General features: G+C 66.8%; 21 protein-coding genes, 1 tRNA gene and 1 pseudogene. 16 read left to right on the forward strand and 7 right to left on the reverse strand.

Features of this window, described 5'->3' with window-relative positions; genetic code table 11:
- Window positions 1–411, forward strand: a pseudogene (locus BLR21_RS42755) (hypothetical protein); the annotation flags it as partial.
- 127 nt (window positions 412–538) lie between these two features.
- Window positions 539–772 carry a hypothetical protein gene (locus BLR21_RS27445; protein WP_090010046.1) on the forward strand — a complete coding sequence of 78 codons (234 nt, stop codon included), beginning with the start codon at window positions 539–541 and terminating at the stop codon, window positions 770–772.
- A gap of 173 nt (window positions 773–945) precedes the next feature.
- Here BLR21_RS27445 and BLR21_RS27450 read toward each other — a convergent pair whose 3' ends face one another.
- Window positions 946–1,986 carry a fatty acid desaturase family protein gene (locus BLR21_RS27450; RefSeq protein ID WP_090010049.1) on the reverse strand — a complete coding sequence of 347 codons (1,041 nt, stop codon included), beginning with the start codon at window positions 1,984–1,986 and terminating at the stop codon, window positions 946–948.
- A gap of 378 nt (window positions 1,987–2,364) precedes the next feature.
- Here BLR21_RS27450 and BLR21_RS27455 point away from each other — a divergent pair, with 378 nt between their 5' ends.
- The 3 genes from BLR21_RS27455 (at window position 2,365) to BLR21_RS27465 (ending at window position 4,176) form a co-directional block, all read left to right on the forward strand.
- Complete coding sequence (locus BLR21_RS27455; RefSeq protein ID WP_090010052.1) at window positions 2,365–2,820, forward strand: MarR family winged helix-turn-helix transcriptional regulator; 456 nt, start codon at window positions 2,365–2,367, stop codon at window positions 2,818–2,820.
- 405 nt (window positions 2,821–3,225) lie between these two features.
- On the forward strand, window positions 3,226–3,663 hold the full coding sequence (locus BLR21_RS27460) for a NucA/NucB deoxyribonuclease domain-containing protein (protein WP_176929811.1): 438 nt from the start codon (window positions 3,226–3,228) through the stop codon (window positions 3,661–3,663).
- Between the two features lie 12 nt (window positions 3,664–3,675).
- Window positions 3,676–4,176 (forward strand): hypothetical protein, encoded by a 501-nt coding sequence (locus BLR21_RS27465; RefSeq protein ID WP_143027889.1) that lies wholly within the window; start codon window positions 3,676–3,678, stop codon window positions 4,174–4,176.
- A gap of 350 nt (window positions 4,177–4,526) precedes the next feature.
- Here the strand turns inward: BLR21_RS27465 and BLR21_RS27470 are convergent, their stop codons facing one another.
- The gene (locus BLR21_RS27470) at window positions 4,527–5,690 is read right to left on the reverse strand and encodes a sensor histidine kinase (protein WP_256334970.1); all 1,164 of its coding nucleotides are present in this window, start codon (window positions 5,688–5,690) and stop codon (window positions 4,527–4,529) included.
- A complete protein-coding gene (locus BLR21_RS27475; RefSeq protein ID WP_090010531.1) occupies window positions 5,671–6,324 on the reverse strand; it encodes a response regulator transcription factor in 654 nt (217 codons plus the stop codon). Before BLR21_RS27475 ends, BLR21_RS27470 begins: the two co-directional genes overlap by 20 nt.
- Before the next feature lie 88 nt (window positions 6,325–6,412).
- Here BLR21_RS27475 and BLR21_RS27480 point away from each other — a divergent pair, with 88 nt between their 5' ends.
- The 10 genes from BLR21_RS27480 to BLR21_RS41845 all read left to right on the forward strand — a co-directional run bounded on the left by BLR21_RS27480 (window position 6,413) and on the right by BLR21_RS41845 (window position 17,221).
- A complete protein-coding gene (locus BLR21_RS27480) occupies window positions 6,413–6,934 on the forward strand; it encodes a hypothetical protein (protein WP_143027890.1) in 522 nt (173 codons plus the stop codon).
- Entirely contained in the window at window positions 6,931–8,040 is a 1,110-nt protein-coding gene (locus BLR21_RS27485) for a peptidoglycan-binding protein (protein WP_090010065.1), read from the forward strand. The genes BLR21_RS27480 and BLR21_RS27485 overlap by 4 nt, the downstream gene beginning before the upstream one ends.
- Window positions 8,037–8,720: an ABC transporter ATP-binding protein gene (locus tag BLR21_RS27490; RefSeq protein WP_090010067.1), complete on the forward strand. Its 684-nt coding sequence runs from the start codon at window positions 8,037–8,039 to the stop codon at window positions 8,718–8,720. The genes BLR21_RS27485 and BLR21_RS27490 overlap by 4 nt, the downstream gene beginning before the upstream one ends.
- A gap of 94 nt (window positions 8,721–8,814) precedes the next feature.
- Window positions 8,815–10,044 (forward strand): ABC transporter permease, encoded by a 1,230-nt coding sequence (locus BLR21_RS27495; protein WP_090010535.1) that lies wholly within the window; start codon window positions 8,815–8,817, stop codon window positions 10,042–10,044.
- A gap of 270 nt (window positions 10,045–10,314) precedes the next feature.
- Entirely contained in the window at window positions 10,315–13,320 is a 3,006-nt protein-coding gene (locus tag BLR21_RS27500; protein ID WP_176929812.1) for a S8 family serine peptidase, read from the forward strand.
- A 231-nt stretch (window positions 13,321–13,551) separates the two neighbouring features.
- Window positions 13,552–15,159, forward strand: coding sequence for an alpha/beta hydrolase (locus BLR21_RS27505; protein WP_176929813.1), 1,608 nt, complete (start codon window positions 13,552–13,554; stop codon window positions 15,157–15,159).
- A 182-nt stretch (window positions 15,160–15,341) separates the two neighbouring features.
- Complete coding sequence (locus BLR21_RS42760) at window positions 15,342–15,479, forward strand: hypothetical protein (protein ID WP_176929814.1); 138 nt, start codon at window positions 15,342–15,344, stop codon at window positions 15,477–15,479.
- Between the two features lie 109 nt (window positions 15,480–15,588).
- Window positions 15,589–15,969, forward strand: a complete 381-nt coding sequence (locus BLR21_RS27510) for an SRPBCC family protein (RefSeq protein WP_218130971.1) — start codon at window positions 15,589–15,591, stop codon at window positions 15,967–15,969.
- 197 nt (window positions 15,970–16,166) lie between these two features.
- Window positions 16,167–16,640 carry a DUF3995 domain-containing protein gene (locus BLR21_RS27515; protein ID WP_090010076.1) on the forward strand — a complete coding sequence of 158 codons (474 nt, stop codon included), beginning with the start codon at window positions 16,167–16,169 and terminating at the stop codon, window positions 16,638–16,640.
- Between the two features lie 128 nt (window positions 16,641–16,768).
- Complete coding sequence (locus tag BLR21_RS41845; protein ID WP_143027891.1) at window positions 16,769–17,221, forward strand: hypothetical protein; 453 nt, start codon at window positions 16,769–16,771, stop codon at window positions 17,219–17,221.
- Window positions 17,222–17,339: 118 nt separating this feature from the next.
- On the opposite strand, the gene BLR21_RS27520 is transcribed toward BLR21_RS41845, so the two are convergent.
- From BLR21_RS27520 to BLR21_RS27530, 3 genes are all read right to left on the reverse strand, one after another.
- Window positions 17,340–17,413: transfer RNA gene (locus BLR21_RS27520), tRNA-Lys, on the reverse strand.
- Between the two features lie 77 nt (window positions 17,414–17,490).
- Window positions 17,491–18,102: a lysoplasmalogenase gene (locus BLR21_RS27525; RefSeq protein ID WP_256334971.1), complete on the reverse strand. Its 612-nt coding sequence runs from the start codon at window positions 18,100–18,102 to the stop codon at window positions 17,491–17,493.
- Window positions 18,103–18,127: 25 nt separating this feature from the next.
- Entirely contained in the window at window positions 18,128–18,967 is an 840-nt protein-coding gene (locus BLR21_RS27530) for a helix-turn-helix domain-containing protein (RefSeq protein WP_090010080.1), read from the reverse strand.
- Between the two features lie 108 nt (window positions 18,968–19,075).
- Between BLR21_RS27530 and BLR21_RS27535 the strand changes: the two genes are divergently transcribed.
- A complete protein-coding gene (locus BLR21_RS27535) occupies window positions 19,076–19,429 on the forward strand; it encodes a VOC family protein (RefSeq protein WP_090010082.1) in 354 nt (117 codons plus the stop codon).
- Here BLR21_RS27535 and BLR21_RS27540 read toward each other — a convergent pair.
- A complete protein-coding gene (locus BLR21_RS27540; protein ID WP_090010084.1) occupies window positions 19,344–20,906 on the reverse strand; it encodes a flavin-containing monooxygenase in 1,563 nt (520 codons plus the stop codon). The two genes, BLR21_RS27535 and BLR21_RS27540, sit on opposite strands and share 86 nt — an antisense overlap.
- Window positions 20,907–20,925: the final 19 nt, after the last annotated feature.

Genomic DNA, 20,925 nt, shown 5'->3' on the forward strand with positions numbered 1-20,925 from the left:
GCGGCGGGTCGTGCGAAGAACGCCGATGCGACCGCGGGTGACGGCGGCAACTCGGGCGACGGCGGCGACGCCACCAGCTCGAACAAGGCCACGACCGGCAACTCGGGCAACTCCGGGAACTCGGGCGACACCGGCGGCAACAAGGCAGTGGTGAAGACCGAGAACAAGCACCAGAAGTGGTCCGGCCACCGCGGCGGCGACAACTACCACGGCTGGAAGCACGACTGGAAGAACCACGGCACCAAGTCCTGGACCGAGGTCACCTCGGGCGACTCCGGTGACACCGGCGCCACTGGTCCGACCGGCGACGCGTCCAACCACAGCAAGACGGTCGGTGGCCACTCCGGTCCCGCGGGCGATGGCGGCCACGCCACGTCCTGGACCCACGGGAAGCACTCCATGAAGGCGTGACCACCAGGTGATCACAAGGGCGGGGCCGGCATCTGCCGGTCCCGCCCTTCGCTTTCCGGCGATGTGTCTTCCTCGGCCGGTGGGGTAGTCGAGTGGAGGAGAACGCGATGCCGGACGAGGAGGAACCGTGTCGATCAACGCCGACGCCCAGACGGTGACGGGTACGCAGGACAAGGACTACAACATCATCTGGTTCGTGGAAGCCTGCCTGAGCAACGCGCTGCGGCTGGAGACCTACGTCCAGGACGCGGAGCGCGCGGGCGACTCGGACCTGGCGGAGTTCTTCCGCCGCGCGCAGGGTGAAAGCCGCAAGGGCGCCGAGCAGGGCAAGGAACTGCTCGCACAGCGACTCGGCAAGTAGCGAACCTGACGATCGCCGCCGGGCCCTGAACTTCTCAGGGCCCGGCGGCTGGCCCGTGCCCGCAGGTTGCCGTCCGATGGAACACCGAGTCCGATGTGGACCTTGTCCATGCCGGAGAAGTGCCGCGCCGTCTTCGCCAAGGCGATGGTGCTGGACTTCAGTGGACGGCCGGGTCACCGGGCCGTGCCGCGCAGAGGTGCTCCCGCGTCGTGCAGGTGGCGCAGCACCTGGGCGTAGGAGCGGACCATGGTGGTCTTGCTGTACGGGATGCCTCGCCGGGCGCAGAAGTTCTCGACGACGGGCTGTGCGTGCCGCAGGTTGGGGCGGGGCATGTGCGGGTAGAGGTGGTGCTCGATCTGGTGGTTCAGCCCGCCGAGCAGGGCGTCGACCCAGCGGCCCCCGGTGACGTTGCGGGAGGTCAGCACCTGCTTGTGAAGGTGGTCGAGGCGCTGTCCCTCGGCGATGATCGGCATTCCCTTGTGGTTCGGTGCGAACGAACAACCCAGGTAGACGCCCATCAGACCCTGGTGCACGGCGATGAACACGACGGCCTTCAGCGGTGAGAGCACCAGGAACACAGCTACCAGATAGGCGGCCAGCGGCACGATCTGGAGCGCGGCCTCACGCCACGGGTTGCGCAGTTCCTTACGGCACAGGGCGACCAGGCCGGAGAGCCGCAGCACGGCGGCCTCGGCCAGCAGCAACGGGAAGAAGAGGAACGCCTGGTGCTTGGTGATCCAGCCGTACACGCCGCGTTTGCCGTGTGCCTGCGCGCGGCTGAAGGCGAGGGCGTGGATCTCGATGTCCGGGTCCTGGCCCTCGTGGTTGGGGTTGGCGTGGTGACGGTTGTGCTTGGCCACCCACCACTGGTAGCTGATGCCGGTGAGGCTGCCGTGCAGGTGCCCGACCAAGTCGTTGTTGCGGCGTCTGCGGAAGATCTGCCGGTGTCCCGCGTCGTGCCCGATGAACGCGAGCTGCGTCGACGCCACGGCCATGGCCACGGCGAGGAGCATCTGCCACCAGGAGTCGCCCAGCAGAACGAACGTCACGGCGATCGCTCCGAGCACCACGCCGTTGATCGCCATGCGCAGCGCGTAGTAGCCGCGGCGGCGGTCCAGCAGGCCGGCTGCCTTGAGTTCCTTGGTCAGACGGGCGAAGTCGCTGCCCCGAGGACGTTCGGCTGTAGTGGGTGACGCGTCTTGGGTCGAGGTCATCTACGTGCTCCGGTTCTCGGCTTGTCGGCTTCGGTGTCCAGGCCGGGTTCGTCCGGTCCGGGCGTAGGCCACCACGACGAGAAAGCGCCAGCCCAATACCGCACTGACGACCAGCGCGCCGGGGACGGATCCCCGCGGCCGGTCATCACGACGGCTGTACCTCCGGAGTCACCTGGACGCCTTTGAAGGGATTCCCCGCCGTCAGCTCCACAAACTCGGACCGGCTGTGGCAGCGCTGTTCGCGGTAGCAGTCGACCACGTGTCCGTCGTGTCCGCGGGTGAATACTTGGCTAGCCACAGAATTGCTGTACGCTAGTTATGTGGCCAGCCACGCTTTGGTGGCCACAACCCCGTCCACGCGAGCTGAAAGACCGAACCATGCCCACCTCCATCCCCACGACGGCCGGCGCAGGGCCGATGAGCTACGCGATCTTCCAACTCGCCCGCGCCCACCGCGCCTACGCCGCCACCCTGCTGCGCGAGATGGACCTGCATCCTGGGCAGGAACTGCTGCTGATGCACCTTTTCGACCGGAACGGCCAGTCCCAGTCCGAGCTGCTCGAATGCCTCGGCGTGGACCACTCCACCATCTCCAAGGCGCTACGCCGCATGCAGGACGCCGGTCTGGTCATCCGCGAGCCTGCCGCACATGACCGGCGCGTCGTGGTGGTCCACCTCACCGACAAGGGCCGGGCGATGCGCGAGCCCATCGCGACCCTGTGGCAGGCCTTGGAGGAGACGTCCGCCCGGAATCTGTCGGAGCAGCAGGCGGAGTCCTTCGTCGAGACCGCGTACGCCATCACGGAGGCGATCAGCAGCCGCGCGCTGCAGTAACCGAGTCCGCCTGGCTACGCCACCACCTACCAGCCTGATCGAAAGTGAGATTCCCATGCCTGCCAGCGACTCGACCACCCTCCCGGTCCTCGTCGAGGTCGGAGCGCCTGCGGACTGGCAACGTGTTCCCGAGCGCACTGAGACTGTTCAGTTCCCGACGAACGGCGATGTCATACCGGAGGATCCCTCGCCAAACGGGATCGAGCAGCGTCAGATCTACGAGATCGCGCCATATTTTCTATATGCCCGACAGCCCTGGGGTGACCTCGTTCTGGCGCCTTCCGGATCTGCATCAGCGATGCGACCAGGGGCGTACTCCTGTCGGGCCCCAGCTACCTGAGAGGCAGTGACTGCATCTTCCATGAGCAGGCAGGAATTTTCCAGCTTTCGGTTTCGGACCAACGTGTGACGGAATCGGCGCAGCTGATTCGCGACGCCATCACTGACGTGTCCAAGACGAAGCCTGGGTTCCTGGACAAGCCTAACGCCTGGATCCCCGGAAAGTACGGCACGGCCCATCCGCTCAATCGTTTGTACTATGACGAGGTCGGGCGCGAGAACAACGGAAAAGCTGCGATCGAGGCATGCAAGAGGTTCTGGACGAACTACACCGATCGCAACGACCCCAACGACCCGACAGCGAAGAACGACTGCGACGAGTACCCCTTCCGGACGACCTATCAGGGTGTACAGTTCACGATCAATGACAACAGCGATCGGAGCTATGCCGTCCGGCCGCTGCTCTCAACCCACAACCAGAATGCGGGCAACCTTCTCGGTCAGTTCTATGCCGACGACCACATCGGCGAGGAAGACCCTTTTTATGTGCTGATTCGCGACTGATAGCGTGTCGTGGTGCGGCTGGCGGCTGTTGCCGGGGCCGCACCACGGCTGATCAGCGAGAGGTGGTTCGAGATGAATGCGAGCATCATCACGACAGCGCAGGCACGCTTGCTGGTCGAGTTCTCACAGTTTCTGCTGTTCGATCACTTCAGTGACGCACGGGTAACCAATCTCGAGGCGCCGCGCCAAGCCGATTGGGTCGGCTACAGCGGGCATGGCGGTGCCGTCTTCCACACTTCGGGCCGCTCGATCAGAGCACACGTCGAACTCGAACTCTGGTCTGCGCAGCCGGCAGAGGCAGCGCTCGGCCTCCCGCAGTTCGAAGGTTCCTTCGTTTCCGACTCAGGCCGCGTGATGCTGGCGAGCGTTACCGGCGCGCCGAGTGACGTCACCGTGGCCTTGCCGCATCCTGGCTCCTACGTCGTACGTGCCGTTCGACTCGGAGAGTCACTCGACGAGGACGACACCCAAACGGAAGCGTGGCGACTACAGGTCTGGCCAGAGTCCTCGTGAACAGCACGCGGAACTCGCAGAGATCAGCGGATCGGCCATCGGCTCCGGCATTGAGTTTCCTCAAGCGGCGCCCCACCCGCGAGGATGAGCAACGCCGGTTCCGGATCAGCTACGCCGCACCGAAGTGATCGGCCCGCAGGTGACAATCCAGAAGACATATAGGGAGCTGCACGAACGGCTGTGTGCCGAGGCTATGTCTCTCACCCCTGGGACTACGGAATGAAGATGACTACCGAAATGCAGAGAAGCAGGCCGAGACGAATCTCGACCTGCTTCTCTGGTCGTGGGGGATCGTTCCTGCCGGAGCTGAAACGGCAGGTATGAGATTGTGGCCGGACGTAGGCCTGTTGTCAGCAGTCGGGCAGCTCGACACGCACGCTGAGGCCCCCACCTGGCCGCGGCACGGCGTGTACCGAGCCGTCATGCGCCCGAGTGATCGAGTCCACAATGGATAGACCGAGCCCTGCGCCTTCGCCTTTGTCGGTGCGGCCTTCGCCGCGGCGGAACGGCTCGAACAGCTGCGGCACCTGTTCATGTGCCACCAGTGTGCCGGTGTTGGCCACCGAGAGCCCGTGGGTCGGGTCGGTGCGTATCCAGACCGTGCCGCCCTCGGGCAGGTTGTGCCGGATCGCGTTACTGACCAGGTTTGTCACCAGTTGAGTGAGCAGCACCTTCTCGCCCAGTACCTCAGTGTGAGCCAGGCTGACCTGCACCGTCACCCGGCGATGCTGCGCCTCGGCGTGATAATGCGCGACCACGTCCGCGGTCACGGTGTGCAGCTCGACCTTCGTACGTTTGTCCAGGCCGCGGTCGCTGCGGGCAAGCACCAGTAGCCCGTCGATGAGCCGTTCGATCCGGCGGTTGGCGGTGAGGAGCTGTTCCCGGATCTCGGCCGCTTTCTCGGGGCTGGGGTTGCCGGCCAGGCCGATCTGTATCGCGGCCCGCTGGAACGCCAGCGGGGTACGCAGCTCGTGGGAGGCGTTGGCCACGAACCGGCGCTGGCTGTCGAAGGCCGATTGCAGCCGGTCGAGCATCTGGTCGAAGGTCTCGGCCAGTTCGGTCAACTCGTCCTGCGGTCCCTTGAGCGCCAGCCGCTCGTGCAGGTTGGTCGAGGACAGCCGCTGCGCGGTGGCGGTGATGGTGTGCAGCGGCTGCAGCACCCGGCCGGAGAGCCACCATCCCGCGGCCACTGACACCGCGGCCACCCCGACCAGTGACAACAGGGAGACGACCAAGAGCGTCTCCAGCGTGACGGCTTCCGCTGACTCGGCGATGATGGCCGCGGTCGCGTCGGTATCACTCAGCGGCACGTGCGAAGGGGGCACGGCCGTGCCGGGTATGAGGACGGCATTCGTGCTCGCCACCAGACGCTGCCCCAGCTGGTTCTGCACCAGTAGGTAGATCATGGTGAGCAGCACCGCACCGCTGACCAGGAACAACGCGCCGTACAGGGCGGTCAGCTTGAGCCGGACGGTGAAGCCTGGCCGCTTGCGGTCAGAGGCGGTAGCCGGCACCGGGCACCGTCTGGATCACTGGCGGCTCGCCGAGCTTGGCCCGCAGCTTGGACATCGCCACCCGTACCGCGTTGGTGAACGGTTCGGCGTTCTCGTCCCAGGCCATCTCCAGCAGTTGTTCCGAGCTGACCACGGCGCCCTGGGCGCGTAGCAGCACCGACAGCACCGCGAACTCCTTGGGGGACAGTTCGATCCGGCGCCCGTCGCGGCTGACCAGGCGGTTGGCAATATCGAGGCGGACGCCGTTGCGGCTGAGCACCGGCGGCAGCGCGGGCTGGCTGCGCCGCCCCAATGCGTGCACCCTGGCCAGCAGTTCCGGGTACTCGAACGGCTTGGTGAGGTAGTCGTCGGCACCGAGCTGGAGACCGTCCACTTTGTCCTCCAGGGATCCGGCGGCGGTGAGCATCAGCACCTTGGTCCGGCTGCCCTGGCCTGCCAGGGCAGCGCACACGTCATCGCCGTGCTTGCCGGGCAGGTCGCGGTCGAGCACGACCACGTCATAGTCGTTCACGGAGAGCCGCTCCTGCGCGGAGATTCCGTCGTGCACCACGTCCACTGCCATCGCCTCTGCCCGTAGCCCGGAGGCCACCAGTTCGGCGAGTGCGACCTCATCCTCCGCTACCAGAACTCGCATGGAGCGGAGCATATGCGCGCGGGTGTTTCGGAAAGGTTTCCGCGCTTGGAACGGCTCCGGAAACACCCTGATGTGTAGACCTCTCGGCATGCGAACTCTCACCCGAGCAGGACTCGGCTTCAGCGCGATTCTGACCGTATTGGCACTCACCGCGTGCGGCGGGCAGGGCAAGAACGATGGCCCCGCAAGTCTTGGCGGAGACAACAAGTCCGGCCAGCAGCAGGCCGGCAACGACGACGTGCCGAAGGACCCCAAGGAGGCGCTGCTCAAGTACGCCAAATGCATGCGTGAGAACGGCGTGGACATGCCCGACCCCAGCGACAACGGCGCGATCGCCGCACAGCCGGAAGGTGGTGCTGACCAGGAGAAGACGGAGAAGGCTGCCGGCGTGTGCCGGAAGTATCTGCCCAAGAGCTCCTACAACCCGGATGACCCCGCGGAGAAGGACAAGCGGGCCAAGTTGGAGAAGTGTCTGCGTGAGAAGGGCATCGACTTCAAGGGCGCGGAGGGAGGCTCGGCCGGAATCATCGACGGAGATCCGGCCAAGATCGAGAAGGCGTTGAAGGAATGCGGTGCGGGTGAGTCCACGCTCGGAGCGCCGGGGAAATGACCGAACCGCACGAGCAGAGCCATCAACGCCCACGCAAACGACGATGGCCGTACGTGGTCCTGACCGCCTCCATCGTGGTTGCCGTCGGGGTGACCGGAGTGTTGGTGCTGGGCCAAGGCAGTGGCGCCAAGACAGAGAAGGGAAACCAGCAACCGGCAGGCAAGACCGCGCCGATCGACCGCTCCACGTTGGTGGAGCAGGAGGAGCTCGACGGCAAGCTCGGCTACGCCGGAAAGTATGACGTCACGGCGGCCGGTGGCGGTGGTGTGATCACCTGGCTTCCGAAGGTCGGTGACCCACTCGGCCGCGGCGACGCGGTCTACCGGGTCAACGACAAGCCGGTGCCGCTTCTGTTCGGGGACAAGCCGTTCTGGCGCAAGCTGGAGTCAGGGATGGAGAAGGGCTCCGACGTCCTGATTCTGGAGCAGAACCTGAACGCGCTGGGCTATGCCGGGTTCACAGTGGACGAGAAGTTCGACACCAGGACCGTGGCCGCGGTGAAGAAGTGGCAGAAGAAGCTCGGCGTGGAGCAGACCGGCTGGGTCGACCCCTCCTCGGTCGTGGTCCAGCCGGACACCTTCAGAGTGTCGTCAGTGGATGTCCCGCTGGGCTCGCCCGCTCAGGGCAAGGTGCTCTCCGGCACCGGCACCAAACGACTGGTCACGGTCGAGGTACCGGTGGCCAGGCAGACGCTGGTCCAGGAGGGGGCCCAGGTCGAAGTGCGCCTGCCTGGAGGCAAGACCACCACCACCGGCAAGATCACCAAGGTCGGCACCGTTGCGGACAAGCCCGAGAGCGACAAGGACGCGAACGCCGGGGCCGTGATCAAGGTCGAGGTCGAGCTGGACGACGTGGCGGCTGCGGGCAAGCTGGACGGCGCGCCGGTGGACGTGTTGTTCATCAGCCGCCGCAAGGAGAACGTGCTCACCGTGCCGGTCGGCGCACTGCTCGCGCTCGCCGAGGGCGGCTACGCGGTGGAGATCGTGCAGCCGGACGGCACCGGCAAGCTGGTCGCGGTCGAGCTTGGCATGTTCGCCAAGGGCAAGGTCGAGGTGAGCGGCTCTGGTCTCGACGAGGGCGCCACGGTGAAGGTGGCCGGGCTATGACTCCGGTTATCGAGCTCACCGATGTGTCCAAGGAGTATGCGGGTGGCGTGCACGCCCTGCGTGGTGCCAGCCTGCGGATCGATTCCGGCGAACTCCTCGCCGTGGTCGGCCCGTCCGGCTCGGGAAAGTCCACCATGCTCCAGCTCATGGGCACCCTGGACCACCCGTCGTCGGGCACCGTCCGGCTGCTGGGCCACGATGTCCGGTCGCTGTCGGACAGGCAGATGTCCGCAGTGCGGGCGCACTGGATCGGGTTCGTGTTCCAGCAGTTCTTCCTGACCCCGTACCTGTCCGCGGCACAGAACGTGGCCACCGGCCTGCTGTACCACGGTGTGCACAGGGAGGATCGGCACCAGCGAGCTGTGCGCGCGCTGGAACGAGTGGGGCTCGGGCACCGGGTGAGCCACAAGCCTGCCGAGCTCTCCGGTGGGGAGCGGCAGCGGGTGGCCATCGCCAGGGCCCTGGTCGGGCGACCGGCCATCGTGCTGGCCGATGAGCCGACCGGGGCCCTGGACTCGGCTTCCGGACGTGGGGTGCTGGAGCTGCTGCACGAGTTGCACGAAGACGGCACCACGATCGCCGTGATCACGCACGACATGGAGATCGCACGCTCCCTGCCCCGTCGGGTGGAACTGCTCGACGGTGCGGTCCGGCACGACAGCGGACTGGTGAAAGCATGATGTCCGAGTCGACCGGCGACGTGTGGCGGGCGAGCCTGGCGGCGCTCGCGGTCCAGAACGATCACATTCGGGTTCACTGTGGACGGTGGACAGCATGACCGAGCTGATATCCGCCCCTCCGGACGGTCTGCCGAAGCTGCCGCGCTCGGCCCGGATCAGCGGGCTGGACCTGGTGCGGGCCGGGCTCACCGGGGTGTTCGGCCGACCGGCGCGGGCGATCCTGTCCGCCGTGGGCATCGCTATCGGGGTCGCGGCCATGGTGGCCGTGCTGGGCATCTCCGCCTCCAGCCAGGCCGAGTTGCAGGCCAAGCTGGAGTCGCTCGGCACCAACCTGCTGAAGGTCGGTCCTGGGCAGACCCTGTTGGGCAAACCGGCGCAGCTACCGGAGGACGCCTCGGCCATGGTGCGTCGCATCAAGTCGGTGCAGGAGGCCGCCTCGGTGGCCACTGTCAAGGGCAGGGCGGTGCTGCGCAGCGACAAAGCCGACTCACTGGACACCGGCGGACTCAGTGTCGAGGCAGTCGAGCTCGAGCTCCTGAAAACCCTGGCAGGCAAGGTCAGATCCGGTGCCTGGCTCAACGCGGCAACGTCCAAATACCCGACCGTGGTGATGGGCCACCTGGCTGCCCAGCGGCTGGCGGTCACCCAGCCGGGCGAGCAGGTCTTCCTGGGCGGCAAGTGGTTCACCGTGATCGGCATCCTGGAACCGATGCCGCTGGCCGAAGAGCTGGACCGCTCGGCCATGGTCGGCTGGGAGGCAGCGAAGACCTACCTGGGCTTCGACGGTCACCCGACCACTGTGTACGAGCGATCGCTGGAGTCCACTGTGGCCCAGGTGCGTGACGTGCTGCCTGCGACGGTGAACCCGAAAAATCCGGAAGAGGTCAGCGTCACGCGGCCCTCCGACGCGCTGGCGGCGCAGATCCAGGCCAAGGCCACCTTCACCACCCTGTTCCTCGGACTGGGCGCGGTCGCCCTGCTCGTCGGCGGGGTCGGGGTGGCGAACACGATGGTGATCTCCGTGCTGGAACGGCGTTCCGAGATCGGTCTGCGGCGCTCGCTCGGGGCGGGACGCGGTCAGGTCAGGGCGCAGTTCCTCACCGAGGCGGTGCTGCTGTCCGGACTCGGCGGGGTGTTCGGGGTCCTGCTCGGACTGGCCGTCAGCACCGGTTACGCGATGAGCAACGACTGGCCGGTCGCGCTTCCACTGGAGGCGATCGCCGGTGGCGTCGGGGCCTCGGTGCTCATCGGCACGTTGGCGGGATGGTTCCCCGCCGGCCGTGCGGCCAAGCTGTCGCCGACCGTCGCCCTCGCGGCAGCCTGACCGCACCGCGCTGGGCCGCCGGATGTTTCACCGATCTGACTGTCCGCATCGGCGGCGGCGATTCCCGCGCGGAAGTCCACATAGTTCATGTCCGTCGATTTCGTGTCGACAATCGATTGCCTCGACAGGAGGTTTCTTGTGAAGAGAACTGCACTGGCACTCGTGCCGGTGGCGCTTGTCGCGGTGGTGACCCCCACCGCTCAGGCAAGCCCTGCCCCGCGGCCGAGCCCAGGATCGCCGGGATCGATCACCTTGATCACAGGTGATCGCGTGCTGGTCAACGGGGACGACGTGGTCCGTTTCGTACCGGCCGAGGGACGCAAGCGGTTTGCCGTCCACACATACAAGGAGAACGGACACACCTACGTCGTGCCGCAGGACGCGGCACCGTTGCTGCGCGACGGAAAGCTGGACAGGCGGCTGTTCGACGTCACCACCCTCGCCGCATTCGGCTACGACGACGCCAAACGCGACACCACGCCACTGATCGTCAAGCAGACGAACTCGGTGCTGCGTTCCACGAGCAACGTGCTCGGCTTCGCCACCGTGCGAGCGAAGAAGACCGGAAACGACTGGGAAACCATCAAAAGCGGTGCCGTCGAGCGGGTCTGGCTGGATGGTGTGCGCAAGCCTTCCCTCGATCACAGCACCGGCCAGATCGGGGCACCGGCAGCCTGGCAGGCAGGGGTGACCGGCAAAGGCGTGAAAGTCGCCGTGCTCGACACCGGCGTGGACCAGTCGCACCCGGACCTCGTCGGCAGGGAGATCGCGGAGAAGAACTTCACCGAGGCGCCGGACACCAACGACACCGTCGGCCACGGCACCCATGTCGCCGCGACGATCGCGGGCAACGGAGCCAAGTACAAAGGAGTCGCGCCGGACGCGCACCTGCTGGACGGCAAGGTCTGCTCGGACGCCGGCTGTCCCGAGTCGGCCATCCTCGCGGGCGTTCACTGGGCAGTCGAGCAAGGCGCGGACATCGTCAACATGAGCCTCGGAGGCGAGGACCAGCCGGGGATCGACCCGATGGAGGAGACCGTCAACCGGTTGTCCCAGGAGAAGGGGGTGCTGTTCGTCGTCGCCGCGGGCAACTCAGGTGATGAGCCGCGCACGATCGACTCACCGGGTTCGGCGGAGATGGCGCTGACAGTGGGGGCGGTGGACCGTGCGGACGGCATCGCCCCGTTCTCCAGCCGCGGCCCCACGAGCGGTGACGGCTCGATCAAGCCGGACATCACGGCCCCTGGCGTCGACATCGTCGCCGCGAGGTCGAAACACGCGGGTTCGCTCGGCAGCGAGGACCACGTGGCGATGACCGGTACGTCGATGGCCACTCCCCACGTGGCCGGTGCGGCCGCGTTGCTCAAACAGCAACATCCATTGTGGAAACGGGCGCAGCTCAAGGCCACGTTGATGGCCTCGGCCAAGCCGACCGCAGGAGCTACCCCATGGGATCAGGGCGCCGGCCGCGTCGACGTCGCCAGGGCGCTGGATCAAAGGCTCGTGGTCGAGCCGGCATCCCTCGACCTCGGCGTGCAGGAGTGGCCGCACCAGGACGATCCCAAGATCGTTCGCGAGCTCACCTACCGAAACAGCGGTCCGGAGCCCGTCACGCTCGACATGTCCGTGGACGTGAGGAACGCCCCGGCGGGCATGTTCACCGTCAGCCCCGCCAAGCTGGTCGTACCCGCCGGCAGTGAAGCAAAGGCGACAGTCACGGCGGACACGACCGTCGAGGCACCCGATGGCACCTACATCGGCGCCGTGCTCGCGGGCGCGATGCGCACGTCGATCAGCGTCACTCGTGAGGTCGAGAGCTACGAGGTCACCTTCAAACACATCGACGACACCGGTGCGCCTACGGCGAAACACGACACCCTGGTCACCCCCTACAACGACCCGAGCCGCACGTACCGTCCACGCGCCGACAGCGGCACAGCACGTCAACGCCTGCCCAAGGGCGAGTACTTCGCGACCTCGGCCTTCCAGCCGGCGGCAGGAAAGCAGAGTCTGCTCAGCTATCCCAAGCTGATCGTCGCTGGACCGCTCGAGATCGTGCTGGACGCACGCGTGGCCAAGCCGGTGTCGGTGAAGGCGCCGGAGCCCGGCGCGACACCGGGGCACAGCGAGGTCGGCTTCACCTTCACCCGCGGTGACTGGCGGTTTCCTTACATCCACAGCTTTCCCGACGGGTTCGGTGACCGAGTCTCCATCGGGCACACCGGTCCGACGGACCCGGAGTTCCGCTCATCCATCGAGAGCCACTTCGCCGGCCGGGCCAAGAATCCGGCAACGCCGGTGGGATATCGGCTGGCGTGGTTCCAGAAGGGCAGGACACCCACCGGGTTCGTCCGGGCGGTGAAGCGACAGGAACTGGCTGAGATGCGGACGGTCTTCACCCCCGGCCCCGCCGGTCGCAAATACCAGCTCAGCGCGGACATGGTCAGCCCGGAAGGCCGACGAAGCACAGCCGTGGCCACCCCGATACCTCTCGGCGGCACCGCGATCGACCACGTGCTGGCTGACGGTCCGCGCTGGTCGTTCGGGTTCTTCCAGCAGGACGAGAACGGGAACAACGAAATCAGCACCGCCTCAGCACCCAAAACACTGAAGGCGGGGCGCACTTACCGGCAACGTCTCAACACCGCGGTCCACGGTCCGGGACTGGATCAGGAGGTGCGGGGGCCTGCACTGGTCCGGATGGGAAAGGAGATCGGTATCAACGTTCCGCTCTTCGGTGACGGGATCGCCGGTTCGACCGGCTTCGCGCGCGTCACCTCCGCCAGGACCGTGCTCACCCGCGACGGAAAGACGGTCGGCGAGAGCCCGGACCCGGCCAACGGGCTCTTCAGCGTGCCCGACGAGGACGGCGAGTACCGGTTGGAGACGTCGGCTGCTCGCGACGTGTCCGAGCTGACCACCAAGGTCGAAGCCGCGTGGACGTTCCGATCGTCCTATGTAGATGGAACGAGGCAGTTGCCGTTGACCGTGGTGCGTTTCCAGCCGAAACTCTCCGAAAGCGACTCGGCCAGGACCGGCCTGCTGCGAGTGCCTCTCGTGGTGCAGCAGCAGAAAGGCACCGCGCACGTGGTGAAGATCGAGGTCGAGTCCTCCTTCGACGACGGTGCGACGTGGCGGAAGGTCCCTGTGGCCGGGACCAACGCGATGGTGACGAACGACCGTTCTGGCTTCGCATCACTGCGTGCGAGGACCGTCGACGCCATCGGCAATACCTCTGAGATCACCCTGATCAGGGCCTACCGGGTAGCCGGCTGATCCGGCGCCGTGGGCAGCACCGCAACACAGTGCTGCCCACGACGCCGGTGTAGGTCGATTCCGGTCATCTGCCTCGACCATCGAGGTCTCCTTATCTGGCGCGTATTTCGGCGTCGTTACCTTTTCGCTGGTCTCCAAAACGACCGTTTTGTGACGGGAGTCAAAATGTGGAAGCGATATCGAACACTCAGGGCGATCAGCGCCGCGGTCGCCGGCGGGACACTGATCAGCATGGCACCTGCGACGGCGTTGGGTGAGCCGGCCAGCACGGGGCTGAGCCGGTTCTACGGCCAGCAGATCACGTGGGCGCCCTGCGACGTGCCCGCGCCGCCCGGCGTTCCCATCGACTTCTGGAAACAGCAGTGGGCCGGGATGGACTGCGGCACAGTCCTCGTCCCCATGAACTACCGCGACCCCGGCGGACGCGCACTTGAGATCCTGGTGACCAGGGTCAAGGCCAAGGACCCGGCGAAGCGGCAGGGCTCACTGGTGGTCAATCCCGGCGGTCCGGGCGTCAGTGGTGTGTTCTTCCCCAAGATGTTGGCAGGCAGGTCCGCCGCGGCGGAGAGCTTCGACATCATCGGGTTCAACCCCCGAGGAACGAGGTTCAGCAAGGACGAGTTGCACTGCGCCGTCTCGGACCAGGAGCCCACGAGGCCGACCCGGCCCACCGACGCACAACTTGCCGTGATCGTCGAGGAAGCGCGGCAGCGGGAGGAGGGATGCCGGCAGGCCGGTGGTGAACTGCGCCAGCACATCAGCACCGCGAACACCGCACGGGACATGGACCTCGTCCGCGCTGCGATGGGCGAGCGGAAGATCAATTATTTGGGCCTGTCCTACGGCACCTACCTCGGCGCCGTCTACGGAAGCCTGTTCCCCGGCAAGCTCAACCGCAGCGTGCTGGACTCCTCCATGCACCCCGACTGGTCCTACTACGAGGCGGCCAGGACACAGGGGATCGCGATCAGGCAAAGCGTCGACGCCTGGACGGCGTGGGTCGCGCAACGCCACGGGACCTATCAACTCGGTACGACCGCGCAAGAGGTGCGAGCGGCGGTGGAGAAGCTGCGTGAGCAGCTCGAGCGCACTCCGGTGCCCTGGGTCGGTGGCCCGCCGGACATCACTCACGTCGACGGTGACCTGCTGGACTCGATCGTCGGCAACGAAGCCCCGAACAGGCCGCGCTGGGACGTCCTCGCCCGGCTCGTCATCCAGTTCCAACACGCGCTGACGAGCGGCGCGCTCACCCAGGACACCGCGAACGCCATGAAGATCCTGATGTCGGACAACGCGCCGCGCACCGAAAACGGTGTGTTCGATGCGGTGATCTGTGAACGGGACTGGCCTGCCGACCTCAACGAGTACCTCCGGCAGATGCGGACCTTCCGCGAGCAGTACCCCTTCGGCGAAGGAGCGATGTCCGCCGCCCCCACCGCGTGCACCTTCCGGAGCTTCACTCCTCCCGAGCGACCCGTGAACCTCAGGCGCAGCGGCTATCCGACCGGCCTCGTGGTGCAGGCCGAGTTCGACCCAGCGACGAAGTACGAGGGCGGACGGGCGATGGCCCGCAAACTCCGCAACCACCTGATCACCGTCCTCGATGACGGCAGCCACGGCCTCTACGCCCGCAACGACTGCGTCACCCGGCAGATCGACGACTACCTCATCCACGGCACCCTTCCGCCCAAGACCTCTACCTGCGCGGGCGCACCACGGCCCGACGTACCGGCCGACGGGCAACAGACAGGAGCCAGCACAACCGGTGGATCACTTGCCGAGCAACTGAAATCGCTCGCCAAGCGCTACCCAGGCCCTCTCGGTTCCCAGACGGCCTGACCGCAAGGTGGTGTCCGGCTCTGCCGGACACCACCCTTCCGTCGTGCGGCTGAGATGGCGAGGGCCTTGGGCAGTACTGGGTCGACTTCGACGAGGCCCGGGAACGCTCGCTGTTCGGTCCAACTGTTGCAGGTCGCGGTCGGTCCAGTGTTGCTGGTCGACTGGGCGGAGGTGGGCCGTGCATGCTGCAGTCGATCTCTCTGATCGCTAGTGGCACGCGAGCGGAGATCGCCCCAGCCGAACACGGCCAAGACAAGCTCGACACGATCGTCGTCGGGGAGGCGGATGATCTCTACCGTGCTCGGCAGGCGGATGGCTGAGCACTGGTCTGTCCACATGCGACCGATCTCCGCAGACACTTCGTGCCGAACTCGGCTTTGGCAGATGTGACGACGCTGCTGGACTCTGTTTGACCGTAGAGTCGAAAGTATGACGCGCTTTGAAATCATCGCCGCCATCGCGGCACCACCGCGGCGCGTCTTTGATCTCTCGCTTGCCATCGAGACGCACACCGTCTCGATGGCAGGCTCCGGCGAACGGGTGATCGGTGGGGTCTGCTCTGGCCGGATGAAGCTTGGCGACACCGTCACCTGGCAAGCCAGGCACTTCGGCTTTCGCTGGCGGATGACGTCCGTCATCAGCGTCTATGATCCGCCTGGCCACTTCGTCGACGAGCAGGTCGAGGCCCGTTCAAGCGCTGGCGCCACGTCCACCACTTCGAGCCAGACGGGAACGGCGGAACCGTCATGCGAGACATCGTCGACTTCGCCGCACCGCTTGGACCGCTCGGCGCTATTGCCGAACGCATAGCGCTCGACCGGTACATGCCTCGGCTTATCCGTATCCGCAACGATCACCTCATGGCCGCCGTCGAGGTGGCCTGCTGAGCGCGGGCAGCGCTCGCGCATTCCCTTGACAGATAGGCAAGACAGTCATCTCCACCTGGTCAGACAACGGGCCCGCGGCCTCGTCACAACGATCGGGACGATTACTGAAGGAGGATCGCGATGTCGGGAAGTCCGGCTGAACCAGCCATCCGGGCCGGGGCCCCCTGGTTCGGCTACGCCGCGGCCGCGTGGGCTTTCGCCTTCGCGCTCATCCATGTCTACTGGGCGTTCGGCGGCGGGTTCGGTCTGCCCGACGGGTTCTCCGTGCCGGACAACACCGCTCTGCTGATCATCGACATCGTCGCGGTGCCGCTCTGTGTGGGCGGTGGACTGCTCGGCCTCGCGCTCGTACGGCCGTGGGGCGGCCGCTTCCCGCGCAGGCTGCTGCTCGCGGCCGCGTGGTCGATGTCCGCGCTGTGCCTGATCCACTCGGTGCCCACCGTCATCTCGGCGGGAATCGTGCTGGCACGGGGCACTCGGCACACGCTGTCGTTGCCCGAACAGTTCAGCTACTTCGGCTACGAGCCTTACTGGTTCCTCGGCGGGCTGCTTGCAGGCCTCGCCGCCTTGGTCTACCAGCGTGCGACGCGCTGAAGTTACTTTGTGTCCGATCCTCCGCGGCGTCGATCTCGGCTCCGTACAACCTGAGCAGGTCGTGCATCCGGTACTGACCCGACCGGTACCGCCCCGGCCCAGCGGGCGTCGATCGAGTCGCCGTCGAAGTGGCTCATGGCGTTGAACAATCGCGCCGCGCGGCGGCCCAGGTCGTCCGAGCGGTTCGCGATTACGGCGTGGTGGCGGCGCAACGATTCACGCACCACCTGCCCCTCCATCCTCAGCGCGTCGAGCCGGTGGAGGGGGCCAGCAGGCGTTTCAACAACGGGCCGCACGCCCACTGGGGCTGGTTCGCGATCAACCTGCCCGCGATGTGGAGCTGCGAGAGGCAGTCCGCCGCACGCCTGTGCGACTGCCGCCGCGCAGGATTCTTCGTGCTGCGCACCGGAAGTGGTTCTCAGCAGATCGACCGATGCCGCCGACAACATTCCGAGTCGGATGCTGAGGTCGGGATGCGGATGCCTGATGCCTCTTCGTCCTGTCGTCAGTACCGGCACGTTCCGTTTGGTACCGCGCAAGGTCACCTCATACCGGGTGATGCCGGACCGTTCGGCAATTGAAGATCATCCGCGTCCCGGGCTCGCAAACCATGATCCACAGCGATGAAACGGAGAATGACGATTAGCACGGAAAAGCAGAGAAGCAGGTCGAGACGAATCTCGACCTGCTTCTCTGGAGTACGCCGCCAGGGACTCGAACCCCGGACCCGCTGATTAAGAGTCAGCTGCTCTAACCAACTGAGCTAGCGGCGCTTGTTTGTGTGCCGGAGGCTTGCTCGTTCCGACGTCAAGAACGTTAGCACAGGGGTTCCAACGCGTTTTCACGCGGGTCACCCGTTCGCCTTCTCGAACCCCGTGTGGAGGAGCCACTGGGCTGCCGCGTAGGTCGGCATGACCCCTGCCGAGGCGACTCGTGCGGCGCGTTCGCCGAGTACGAAGCGGCTCGCTCCGAGCAGTGCGTCCGACACCGCGAACAGGGCCGCACCAACGAGAACTCGTCGCGCGCCGGCGCCGCGGGCCGTCGACGCGGCGGCGACCATCGTGCCGAGCGTCAGGGCGTAGAGGCCTACCGGCTTGCCCAGCGGGCCTGCCGCGCGGGCGAACACGGCGGCTCCGGCGGCCGATGCCACGACGATGGGCATTACCGCCTTGCGGGAGCCCGGTGAGGAGCGGCGGGCGAGGGCCGCGGTGTAGCCGACGTGGGCGACGAGGAAGCTGAAGAGTCCCGTGCGGAACGCCCGGTCCGAGTCGCCGAGCAGCGCCACGTCGCCTAGCCACGAGCCGGCGAGACCTACCGCCATGCCGGGGTCGCGGGGTGGGCTGGCCACGGCCAGGGCGGGCATCAGTGCGGTCTTCGTCACGGGGCGCACGGGCTTGGCGCCGCGCACGGCCGCCGCGATCGAGTCCGTGATCGCGGCGATGGCGTACGCCTGCTTCTTCATTTGGCACCTCTCGCCGTCGAGGCGCTCAGACTAAGAGTTTCGGCTCAGGGTCACCGCCGTGTCGTCGATCACGAACGACTCGATCTGGCCCGAGGAGCCTGCGCAGCGCGGTCGGCGTGTGGCCGAGGTGGTCGCGCACCGTGCGGCACAGGTGTGCCTGGTCGGCGAACCCGAGGTCGGCGGCGAGCGCGGCGAGGCTGGGTTCGCCCTCCTCCAGACGGTCCAGCGCACGGGAGACGCGAACGCCGTTGCGGTAGCGGGTCAGCGACACCCCCAGCGTGCGGGTGAAGGCACGACTCAACCGGTACGGCGAGACGCCCAGGAGACCGGCGAGCGGGATCAGTCCCGAGGCGGCCGGGTGGTCGTCGCCGATCACGCCACGAGCCTTGGCCACCAACGCCTCGTCGCCGCCACCGTCCGGAGCCGCAGTGGTGACGACCTGCTGGACGGCCTGTGCCACCAGGCCCACCAGCTCCTCGGTCCCGTCGTCACGCGCGGCCGCGAGAAGCCGCCGGTGGGCCAGGTCGAGCCGGCCGTCCACGTACAGCGACGACCCGGCGAACCTCGGTGTGTCGCCTGCCAAGGAACGCCACAGGTCGGATCGCACGCTGATCGACGTGCACGCGTCGCCGCCGGCGGGGTGGGAGAACTGCTCTTCCTCGCCGGGTAACCCGAGATAACCGATCGTGCGGTCCAAATCGGTGCTCACACCACGGACGCGGCGGCGGAACCTGCCACCGCGCACGAGGACGAGCCGCATGTCCGCGCGCGGCTGCTCGGCCGACCAGCCGCGGTGGTCGTCGCGGCAGTCCACCGAGGACACGGTGAACTCCGGACGGGCCGCGAGAGCGTTGAAGGACAGCACTCACTCAGGTTAGAGGCGGGGTCTGACAATTTTCGGCGCAAGGATGTTCAAGACCCGGGAGGCGGTCGCGGCGCAGGCTGGTGCGCACCAACCCAGAAGGAGCGGAACATGCCCGCACTCGCGCAGCTCACCACGATCGTCCTCGACTGCGCCGATCCCGGCCCGCTGGCCGAGTTCTACCGCGCGGTCACGGGGTGGAAGGTCACCTCCGGCGACGACGATTCCGCCTACCTCGGCGAGGATGGCGTCCAGCTCGCGCTCGTCCGCGTGCCGGACTACCGGCCGCCCGCGTGGCCCGGTTCGGACAAGCAGGCACACCTCGACTTCCACGTCGAGGACGTCGCGCTCGCCGTCAAGCAGTTGCTGGAACTCGGTGCTACGAAACCGGATTTCCAGCCGGGCGAGGGGCAGTGGACCGTCCTGGCCGACCCGCAGGGTCACCTGCTCTGCCTGTCCGAGTGACGCGGATCGGCGAGAAGTCGTAGTCCGACAACGGAAAGCTGTTCGCGGCACGGTGTGCGCTCATCGTCGAGGTCGGCCGCAGCAACGTGGCTTCACCGTGCTGGTTGAAGTAGTAGCTGCGCGCGGTGGCGCATTGACCGAGCGAGAACACCGTGTTCTGCACGACCTTGGCGCGCATCCGGTCGAGGAACTCGTCGTTGGCCCGCCGCGTGACCTCGAAGACCGACGAACCACGTGAGCGCATCGCCGTGAACAGCCGCCGCATGTGGGTCATCTGGCACTCGATCGTCGTGAAGTACGACAACCCGCTGTAGGAGTACGGACTGTTGAGCGACAGGTAGTTCGGGAACCCCGGCACCGTCACGCCCTCGTAGGCCTGGAACCGGTTCTCCCGCCACCACGCGCCCAGGTCCCTGCCCTCACGGCCGATCACCTCGAACGCCGGGAAGTTGGTGTCCCACAGGTCGAACCCCGTTGCCAGCACGAGAACGTCGACCTCGGCCCTGCCCTCCGCCGTGACGATTCCGGACGCGTCGACCCGCTCGATCGCCGACGTCTCGAGTCGCACGTGCGGCCGGGTGAACGTGCGGAAGTAGTCGTTGGAGAAGGTGGGCCGCTTGCAGCCGAACGAGTAGTCCGGTGTGAGCCTGCGCCGCAGTTCCGGATCGCGGACCTGCCGGCGCAGGTGCAGGCGGCACCACCGCTCGGCCAGCCGGTTCACCACCCGCAACTGCTTGTACCGCACCACTCCCGAGATCATCATCAGTTCGAGGACCGCACTGCCCAGCCATCGCACGGCCCGCTGCGCGAACGGCAGCCGTGCGAACAACGTCCTGACGGCAGGGGGGATCGGGTAGTCCGGCTTCGGGCTGACCCAGATCGGCGTGCGCTGGTAGACGGTCAGCGCGGAGGCCTGCCGGGCCAGTTCGGGAATCAGCTGCACGGCGGTGGCGCCCGTGCCGATGACCGCCACCCTCTTGCCGGCCAGGTGACAGGGCTCCCAGGCGGCGGTGTGGACCACCTCGCCCTGGAACGACTCGATGCCCGCGATGTCCGGCGTCTTCGGCATCGACAGGAACCCGGTGGCGGTCACGAGGTACCGCGCGGTGAAGGTCTCCTCGCCGGCGACGACCTCCCAGTGATCATCCCGCCAGCGAGCGCCGTTCACCGTCACGCCGAAGCGCATCAACGGCCGCAGCCCGTACTTCACCGCCACGTGCTCGGCGTACCGCTTGAGCTCGGCACCCGGCGCGAACAGCCGTGACCAGTGCGGATTCGGCTCGAACGAGTACGAGTACGTCGAGGACGGGATGTCGACGGCGAGCCCCGGATAGCGGTTCACGTGCCAGGTGCCGCCGAGGTCGTCCTCCCGTTCCAGGATCAGCAGGTCGTGCAGCCCGAGCCGCTTGAGTTCGATCGCCGCGCCCATGCCGCCGAATCCGGCACCGACCACGACCGCGTCGTACTGCGGAGCCATTCCCGACCTCCTGCGCTGA

Source organism: Lentzea albidocapillata subsp. violacea, from assembly GCF_900100275.1.
Classification (GTDB): Bacteria; Actinomycetota; Actinomycetes; order Mycobacteriales; family Pseudonocardiaceae; genus Lentzea; species Lentzea violacea.